General features: G+C 43.4%; 6 protein-coding genes and 1 riboswitch. Of the genes, 2 read left to right on the forward strand and 4 right to left on the reverse strand.

Translation table 11 applies throughout. The features are described from left to right. Window positions 1–106: 106 nt before the first annotated feature. A complete protein-coding gene (locus ADA01nite_RS00155; RefSeq protein WP_146807869.1) occupies window positions 107–1,000 on the reverse strand; it encodes an AEC family transporter in 894 nt (297 codons plus the stop codon). Window positions 1,001–1,151: 151 nt separating this feature from the next. Continuing rightward, window positions 1,152–2,393 (reverse strand): beta-ketoacyl-ACP synthase II, encoded by a 1,242-nt coding sequence (fabF, locus tag ADA01nite_RS00160; RefSeq protein ID WP_146807870.1) that lies wholly within the window; start codon window positions 2,391–2,393, stop codon window positions 1,152–1,154. Between the two features lie 200 nt (window positions 2,394–2,593). Between fabF and ADA01nite_RS00165 the strand changes: the two genes are divergently transcribed. After that, entirely contained in the window at window positions 2,594–3,748 is a 1,155-nt protein-coding gene (locus tag ADA01nite_RS00165) for a histidine kinase N-terminal domain-containing protein (RefSeq protein WP_146807871.1), read from the forward strand. Between the two features lie 101 nt (window positions 3,749–3,849). On the opposite strand, the gene ADA01nite_RS00170 is transcribed toward ADA01nite_RS00165, so the two are convergent. Further along, window positions 3,850–5,391 (reverse strand): FAD-dependent oxidoreductase, encoded by a 1,542-nt coding sequence (locus tag ADA01nite_RS00170; protein ID WP_246147169.1) that lies wholly within the window; start codon window positions 5,389–5,391, stop codon window positions 3,850–3,852. Between the two features lie 166 nt (window positions 5,392–5,557). Between ADA01nite_RS00170 and ADA01nite_RS00175 the strand changes: the two genes are divergently transcribed. Next, a complete protein-coding gene (locus ADA01nite_RS00175; protein ID WP_146807872.1) occupies window positions 5,558–7,045 on the forward strand; it encodes an aminotransferase class V-fold PLP-dependent enzyme in 1,488 nt (495 codons plus the stop codon). A 127-nt stretch (window positions 7,046–7,172) separates the two neighbouring features. Here the strand turns inward: ADA01nite_RS00175 and ADA01nite_RS00180 are convergent, their stop codons facing one another. Beyond that, window positions 7,173–8,561: a peptide MFS transporter gene (locus ADA01nite_RS00180; protein ID WP_146807873.1), complete on the reverse strand. Its 1,389-nt coding sequence runs from the start codon at window positions 8,559–8,561 to the stop codon at window positions 7,173–7,175. Window positions 8,562–8,889: 328 nt separating this feature from the next. After that, a riboswitch (SAM riboswitch) is annotated at window positions 8,890–9,008 on the forward strand. The last annotated feature ends 102 nt before the right edge of the window (window positions 9,009–9,110 follow it).

A 9,110-nucleotide genomic window follows, 5' to 3' on the forward strand; every position in this document is an offset into this window, starting at 1 on the left:
TCTTTTCCTTCGTACCGCAAAAGTCAGCCGGTCCTTCCCGCAATTTTCATGGCAGGGCCTGTGGCTACCTGGCCATGATGGTTTTGTTGGAGGAATTCATGTAGCCTTAATGCAGAATGCTCAGCAAGACTGTCAGTGTTCCGAAACTAAGCAAAGTGGTCACAAGAGTACCGGTGGATACGAAGTGTGGCTTCACATTAAATTGAATCGCATACATCGTTGTCGTTGCCGCGCAGGGCATCGCAGCGCCGGTGATAATTACCTTTTGAAGCAGAGGATCGAGCGGGAAGAGTTGGCAAATCAAATAAGCGAGCAGCGGTGAAGCGATGAGCCGAATCATGCTGGCAAGACTAATTCCTTTCCATTCTATCGATTTAGAAGATATGTTGGCCAATTGCATGCCCAGAATGAGCATGACAACCGGAATGGCTGCTTCTGCGACCAAATCTATACTTTGGTAAAAGTTATCCGGAATTTTAACCTGAAATCGGTGCAAGAGAATCGCAATAATCACCGCATAATTAGCAGGCATTTTAAGTATAGTTTTAACGGCTATGCGGATATCGCTTTGCCCGCGTGCCGCAAAATAGACACCGAAGATGCTCATAATAATGGACTGAAAAACCATAAGTGGAATAGAGTAATGAAACCCGGCTTCTCCAAAGGCAAACAGGATAATAGGCGCTCCGTAATTCCCGGTATTCATGAAAGCGGTAGACAGCATCAATGCGCTTTCCTGCTGCTTATCATATTTGCACAGTCTGGATGTGATAGCAGTGATGACGATTAGGCCGACGAGCAGCAATAACGAAGTCGCTGCAATGTAAAAAAGATTGATATCTAACGGTGTTGTATAAAATGTCCGAAATACGAGAGAAGGTGTTAAGATATAAATGGCTAACGTAGAGATAGGTTTCAGATCCAGACGGAAAATTCGTTGAAGCGTATATCCGCTAAGAAAAATGAGAATAACAGGTAAAATGACAGTAACGAAAATCATACGGTGTATCACCTACTTTTCAACAAGTATCATACTTGAAATTAAATCTTAATAGTATAGAGTTTATCCTGTTTGTTTCTACAAAAGCAGCCGGTGGTGTTATCATTCGCCATCGGCTGCTTGCATAGTAAGCTGCTATTCTGATATTTTATTATATCGCCTGAAAGATTAGCGACGTGTTATGTCCGCCAAAGCCAAGCGCATTGCTAAGTGCTGTTTTTACTTTCTTTTCCCTTGCCAGGTTCGGTACGTAATCCAAATCGCAATCAGGATCGGCATTTTCCAGATTGATGGTAGGCGGAATAATTCCTGTGTAGATGGCCAGCAGTGAAAAGATAGCTTCCACAGCGCCGGCGGCCCCCATCATATGGCCTGTCATAGACTTGGTGGAACTGATGGGGACGCAGTACGCATGTTCCTGCAAAAAAGTTTTAAGGGCTTGTGTTTCAAATTTATCATTATATACGGTACTGGTCCCGTGCGCATTAATGTAGTCAATGTCTTTTTTAGCGAGCTTTGACTCTTGAAGGGCAAGCTCCATGGCTCTTACACTGCCTTCTCCTCCAGGTGCTGGACTTGTGATGTGGTAGGCGTCTCCTACGGTTGCGTAGCCGACGATTTCTCCGTAAATGCGTGCCTCTCTTTTTAATGCAGAGTCCAACGATTCCAAAACAAGCGCACCTGCTCCTTCTCCCATGACGAGGCCATCCCGTTGCTTGTCAAATGGACGACAGGCTGTTTTTGGATCGGGATTGGACGAAATTGCACCCATGGCGCAGAATGCACCGATGCCAAGCGGGGTAAGCGATGCTTCGGATCCTCCCGCGATCATTACGTCAGCTTCCCCGCGTTGAATCGCACGGAATGCATCACCAATTGCGTTCGCTCCGGAAGCGCAGGATAGGACGGTACACGCGTTAATTCCCTTTGCGCCAAGGGCAATCGAGACCTGGCTGGAAGCCATATTGCATATAACGGTTGTGGTTGCAAACGGATACAAATTCGTATACCCGCCTTCCTGCAGGCTTCGGCAGCTTTCTTCAAAGCTCTCGATACCACCGATTGCGGTACCAAACCAGACACCGACCCGCTCATAGGGAACATCTTTTCCAATTGAAATTTCGGCATCATTTACGGCCATAAGAGATGCAGCGACCGCGTACTGGGCGAACCGATCCATGCGGTGTCTGTCATTGACTTTCATGTAGTTAGAGAGATCAAACTGTTTGACTTCAGCCGCTGTCTTTGCAGAAAAGTTTGTGCAGTCAAATCTTGTGAGAGGACCGATTCCCGACACGCCGTTTCTGGCTGCCTGCCATGTTTCTTGTACTGAGTTTCCTAACGGAGTAACCGCTCCCATTCCTGTAACCACTACTCGCTTCATCTCATGCATTCTCCCTCTTTAATTTTCATTGTCCATTTCTCGATGTGTCCGACCCTATTATACACGGAAAAATGTGTAAGCCGATACTCTGTATTTACAAATTATTCGAAAATTTATATATTCAATACGGCTTTATACCTTATAATGTAAAAAGGCGTAGGTACGACAGCAAAGATGAAGTTTCGTTTTATAAAGAGAGTGAGGATGAGATGGATTACATGGAGAATGTTGCCGATTTCCTAAGTCGACATTCAGAATCATTGGTGGAAGAATGGCGGAAGCAAGTTTTGGTTTCAATCGGAGATCCTTTTCAAGAAAAAATATTTGAAAACGGAATGAAAATGTATCAATTGATTATTGGTAGATTGCGTAATGAATATGATGAGAAAACGATAGAAGTGCTGGCATGCAGGGTTGCAGAGGAAAGAATAGAAGCGAATATCAATATCGGAGAATTCGTCTATAACGTAAATATTGGGAGAAGCGAAATTTTTAAGTATTTGAGCATGGTGGAGATGAGTCTTGAGAGTCTGCAGCCTGCCATTAATCAAATAAATGAATGTTTTGATCTTTTCTTGTACCATGCTGTTTCCCGCTATACCGAGTTGAAAGATAAAATGATTGAGGAAAAGTCGACTTTTATTAATGCGACTCATCAAGATCGACTATCTCTGCTCGGACAAATGACATCCAGTCTCATTCATGAGTTCCGTAATCCTCTTACTTCTGTTAAGGGATTTATTAAGTTATTGGCCAAAGAATACCCTGATATGAAATACATTGATATTATTTCAAGCGAGCTGGAACAACTTAATTTCCGGGTATCACAATTTTTAATGCTTTCTAAAAAAGAAATAGCAGGAAAAGAAAAGCAGGCTTTTTATATGGATAAATTAATTGACGAAGTAACGGACTTTCTTTATCCCAGTCTTCTTACCAATCAAATCGATTTATCAAAAGACATTCACCATAATGTTATGTTTTATGGCTATTTTGATGAAATAAGACAAGTTCTTATCAACATTTTATTTAATGCGATCGATGCGCTGTATGTGATAGAAGAGGAAAGAAATATTGACATTTCTTTAAAAGAATCTCCGGGAGAGATTATACTATCGATTTCAAACAATGGACCTATCATTGATGAAGTTTCCTTGCATACTATCTTTGAACCTTTTGTCACTACGAAAGAGCTGGGAACGGGTTTGGGGCTCTTTGTTTGTAAGCAAATTATAGAGAAGCACGGAGGATCTATTTCTATTCATTCCGAGAAAAAAATCACCACTTTTTCTATTCATTTGCTGAGTGAAAAAGACGGCTTTTCAGTTGTAAAGGAACAGGGGGAATGTCGTATGGAGATTTGATAGAGAAACAGTAAGAGTGTAGAGAAGAGACCTTTGATTTTCATGTGCTCAAAGGTCTCTTCTTTGTAGTGCAGCACTTGATATCGGCGATCGATAGGGAATTATTCTACTTCTAATTTTTTTAAAGGCTTCTCTGCCGGCCCCTCCACTACGCTGCCGTTTATTGAAAATCTTGAGCCATGACATGGACAATCCCACGTCCGCTCTCCGCTGTTCCATTCCAGCTCACAGCCCATATGGGTGCAGGTAGTATCGACAATATGCAGACTTCCCTTATCGTCTCGATAAGCGCCGGCTCTTTTTCCATTCACAGTAACGACGGCGCCTTCGTCGTTAGACAGGTCTTCAGGCCTGCCATTAACGATCTCTAGCTTGCCTTGGATCAAATGTTTTGCCACATCGGCATTTTGCGTTATGAAATTTTTAATACTGGGATCAGCATTAAATCTTGATGGTGTATAAAGCCCGCTGTAGGGATTCTCTTTCTTCATAATTAAATCACGTATCAGCAGGGCGGCAGTCGTTCCGTTGGTCATGCCCCATTTCCTGTAGCCGGTTGCCACAAATATATTCGGGTGGCTGGATGTGATGTGTCCGATATAAGGGATTTTGTCCAATGTAACCAGGTCCTGAGCAGACCAGCGGTACGGTATTTCTTTTATGCCGAAGGTTTCGGCACTGAAGGCTTCCAGGGCCTCATAGTGCTTTATCGTACTTATTCCTTGTCCCGTTTTATGACCTTCACCGCCGATCAGCACAAGCTTTTCCCCGTTCATCATTGTATAGCGGAGTGAGCGTTTTGGCTCTTCCGCACTTAAATACATACCGCCGGAATAGTCTTTTTCTGTTTTAACCCCAAGCACATAGGACCGATCGGCATACATTCTTGAAAAATAAAAGCCAGCTCCATCGTAGAATGGGAAATGGGAGCATGATAGTACATAATCGCACATAATTTTGTGTCCGTCTCTTGTTATCACTCTCGGCTGATTTCCTTCTTCTACATCTATGGCAGTAGTATTCTCGTATATGGCACCGCCTGCGCGGGTAATCCACTGAACAAGATGGGCTAAATATTTAAGAGGATGAAATTGTGCCTGATTTTTCATTATGATAGCCGCTTTGGTTTGCAGAGGAAGAGGAGTGCTGTTTACGTATACACTGTTGATTTTGAGTTTTTCATAGGCCGTAAATTCATTATTTACTTTCGTTATATACTGCTCGGAATTCGTATAGATATAAGCATCTTCCTCAGTGAAATCACAGTCGATTTTATTTTCAGTGACGAGGCTTCTTATAAACTGTAAGGCGTCATTGTTGGCTTCGTAATAAAGTTTCGCCTGTTCCTCTCCTACGTTCTGTATTAACTCATCATAGATGATGTCATGCTGGGCGGTTATTTTGGCGGTTGTGTGGCCTGTTGTACCGTTCAAGATAGAGCCGGCATCTATGAGTGCGACTTTTACTCCTTCTTTTATAAGCAAATAGGCTGCCGTGATTCCTGAAATTCCCCCGCCAATGATTGCCGCATCAACTTTTATGTCCTCAGTCATTTTAGAAAACGACGGAAGCTCTATGGAGTCTCGCCAATACGGTTCCGGAAATTGCGGCATCCTTCCTGTCGATAGGTTATTTTCGAACATGCATTCTCCTCCTGTTATTGATTTTCGTCTTTAATAATGTATCCAATAAATTGAAAATCATTTATGTATAGCTACCCGTAAACATTTGTGGATCGTCACATTTTAACCTACCTTTACCCGGCATCATATTCTAGGATAGCGGAAGCACGGATAAAGGAGGGGAACCATATTGATTAGAGCCAGAATAGGAGACGACACATATCAATTGTATGGGGAGTTAGAGACGTATTTTCTTCCGTTCCGGCATCATATTATCGGGATAGACCAAACTTTCCTTTCTCCATATGGGAAAAAGCGAATCATATATGCTGACTGGATTGCGAGCGGGCGTCTGTATCGCCCGATTGAATCTAAGATCTGCGACGAATTCGGGCCGTTCCTTGCCAACACGCATACTGAATCAAACATTACAAGCTCCGTTACGACGGCGGCGTATAAACAGGCGCAGAAGATTATAAAGGAGCATGTAAATGCCGATGAACACGACATACTGATCATGGACGGTTCCGGAATGACGGCGGTTGTAAATAAGCTGCAGCGAATGTTGGGATTGCGTCTGCCGACGCAGGTAAAAGATAAGATGCACATTCCTGAAGAACACCGTCCCGTTATTTTTGTGACGCATATGGAACATCATTCCAATCATCTTTCCTGGTTGGAAACGATAGGAGAGGTCGTCATCGTCGAGCCTGATACAAGCGGAATGGTCAGTGTGGAACGGCTGGAACAATTGCTTCATAAATATCGTGACCGTAAACGGAAGATTGGTTCCTTTACCGCTTGTTCGAACGTTACGGGGATTCAAACGCCGTATTATCAACTGGCGAGGAAGATGCATGATTACGGCGGCATTTGTTTTGTCGATTTTTCAGCTTCAGCTCCTTATGTGGATATCGATATGCATCCTAAATCCCCTCTTGAAAAGCTCGACGGAATTTTCTTTTCTCCCCATAAATTTTTGGGAGGACCCGGCTCAAGCGGTGTACTGATTTTTGACTCAAGGTTGTATTTAAGTAAAATTCCTGATAAGCCGGGAGGCGGAACGGTCCTGTGGACGAATCCGTGGGGCGGGCATCAATATAGCCCGGATATAGAGGGCAGGGAGGACGGCGGCACGCCGGGAATACTGCAGGCCATTAAAGCAGCTTTGTGCATAAAGCTCAAAGAGCAAATGGGTACCGAAAATATGCTGTGTCGCGAGAAAGAGATGCTGGATATTCTGATTCCCGGTATGGAAAAGATTCCGGGACTGCATATACTTGACGGGCATCTTACGGAGAGATTGGGGATTGTTTCGTTTTTTATAGAGGATATTCATTATAATCTGATTGTCAAATTATTAAATGACCGATTCGGATTTCAAGTGCGGGGAGGATGTTCCTGCGCCGGAACATATGGCCACTATTTGTTTGATATTGATCAGGACATGTCTCACACGATTACGGAACAGATTAACCAGGGCGATTTCTCTGCTAAGCCGGGCTGGGTACGCTTCTCGATTCATCCTACGATGACGAATCAGGAAATCTATGAATTCATTCGGGCCATAAGAATGATTGCTGGTAATATCGAGGAATGGAAAAAAGATTACATGTATGATTGTAAAACTAACGACTTTTATTATGTGGGGGATAAAGAAGTAAGTACGGAGTAATGTAAATCATGCCCGGCGGATAATGCGTCGGGCATGATTTTGCAGATACGACTCCGGTTACTTCGGCCAACGCTTGCCCCGGTAAGGGGCAAGCGCCTTGTTTGCACATTGTAAGATGGTTTTACTGTTACTCCATCATTTGTACAAGCTTTCTCGAGAGCAGCAGCAGGATGAGTCCCAGTCCAATAGCAAGTCCGCCAATGATACCGAATACTTCGAAGTATCCTAATGATTCGGTAGTAGCAGCCAACTGGCCGCCTAAAATATTGGCAACGCCTGTGCCCGATAACCACACGCCCATGAGAAGCGATACAAGTTTTACCGGGGCAATCTTACTTACCATGGATAAGCCTATCGGTGACAGGAATAATTCACCGAGCGTATGAAGAAGGTATGTGAATACGATAAACAACAGATTCGCTTTATATCCTGCGCTCTCATCGCTGCCGGTTTGCATCACGGCGATGAGCAGCACCATGTAGCCGAGACCGAGCAGAATCATGCCGAGCGCCATTTTCGTCGGAACTTTCATGTCTCCTTGTTCCCGCTGGGAAAGCTTAACCCACAGCATGGAAATGATAGGGGCAAGAAGAATGATAAATAATGGGTTCAGTGATTGGAACCATGAAGTTGGTACCAGCCAACCTCCCACGCTTCTGTCTATAAACTTATCCGTATACAGGGTTAGCGAGCTGCCTGCTTGCTCAAAGCCTGCCCAGAAGAAAATAACGAAGGCGGTCAGTATAAAAATAACAGCCGTTCTTTGTTTTTCTTTCTTTGTCAGCGGTGCATTCGTCGCTTTTTGATTCTTTGCGGCCGCAGCCGGTTTGCCTGTCGGTTTCTTTCCGATATCACCCAAATAGCGGTTGCCCAATAGGTTAAACAGAATCTGACCGATAATCATACCGATAGAGGCGGCCAAAAAGCCGTATTTGAATCCATATTGCACGACTCCGTTGACTGTCGTTCTGAAGTAGTCTTCTGCCAGGTAGCCGCATACAAGCGGGGCGAATAAAGCGCCTACGTTAATGCCCATATAGAAAATTGTAAAAGCGGCGTCTTTTCGACCGTCGTTCGGTCCGTACAATTCTCCGACAAGGGTAGAAATGTTCGGTTTAAAGAAGCCGTTCCCGACAATCAATAAAAGCAATCCTAAGTATAAAGCCCATTTGCTTTGATCGGCAAAAAGAACAAAGTTGCCGATTGCCATCGTGATACCGCCGATTGTAATCGCCAATCTTCTGCCCAGGAATCTATCTGACAGATAACCGCCGAGAATTGGGGTAAAATAAACAGCTCCTGTAAAGAATCCATAAAGACTTAATGCGAAGCCTTCGTCAAAGCCAAGGCCTCCGCTAACCAGTGACGTTGTGAGATACAGAACCAGAATGCCGCGCATTCCGTAGTAGCTAAAGCGTTCCCATAATTCTGTAAAAAACAGCAGATACAGGCCCGGAGGATGCTTTTTGCTTTGTTGCTGCACGTCCGGGTGCTGCATTTTTGAAACTGCTTCCATGTTGTTGCCTCCTGATGTAATAAATCTCGAAGTACTCAATCATTCTAATTTAGAAAATATTTAACGTCAAGAAAATTAGGGCGAAAAAAACATTGTTAATCAATAATTTGGCAACAAGTGATTATATATAATTATAGAAAATAACCACAAAAACGTTGTGATTTTTTATTGATTAATAAATTAAAATTTAGCATAGACCCGGCGTTTGTGGCTTTCCGCAAAAGAAACCTGCCTTGCTAAGTGAAATAATAGTATTGGTTTATTTTTTAAAAACAATTGACAATTGCAACAATTTAGCATTACTATAAGAGAAATCATTCATACTTTATTCTTATCGAGAGCGGCGGAGGGACTGGCCCGATGAAGCCCGGCAACCCCCATGTCCTTTATAAAGGTCAGGAAGGTGCCAAATCCAGCAGGATATTTTATCATCCTGGAAGATAAGGACGGACACGCAAACATGCCTCTTTATCTTCTTCAGATAAAGAGGCTTTTTATTAGTGTAGGAAAGTATATGTTGCTTTACAGTGATAAAGCAACATATACTTT

The organism is Aneurinibacillus danicus, assembly GCF_007991215.1.
GTDB lineage: Bacteria > Bacillota > Bacilli > Aneurinibacillales > Aneurinibacillaceae > Aneurinibacillus > Aneurinibacillus danicus.

Bases quoted from the DNA above. Each gene is read 5' to 3' on its own strand.
- fabF (WP_146807870.1), bottom strand. From the start codon at position 2,393: ATGCATGAGATGAAGCGAGTAGTGGTTACAGGAATGGGAGCGGTTACT.
- ADA01nite_RS00165 (WP_146807871.1), top strand. From the start codon at position 2,594: ATGGATTACATGGAGAATGTTGCCGATTTCCTAAGTCGACATTCAGAA.
- ADA01nite_RS00170 (WP_246147169.1), bottom strand. From the start codon at position 5,391: ATGTTCGAAAATAACCTATCGACAGGAAGGATGCCGCAATTTCCGGAA.
- ADA01nite_RS00180 (WP_146807873.1), bottom strand. From the start codon at position 8,561: ATGGAAGCAGTTTCAAAAATGCAGCACCCGGACGTGCAGCAACAAAGC.
- ADA01nite_RS00155 (WP_146807869.1), bottom strand. From the start codon at position 1,000: ATGATTTTCGTTACTGTCATTTTACCTGTTATTCTCATTTTTCTTAGC.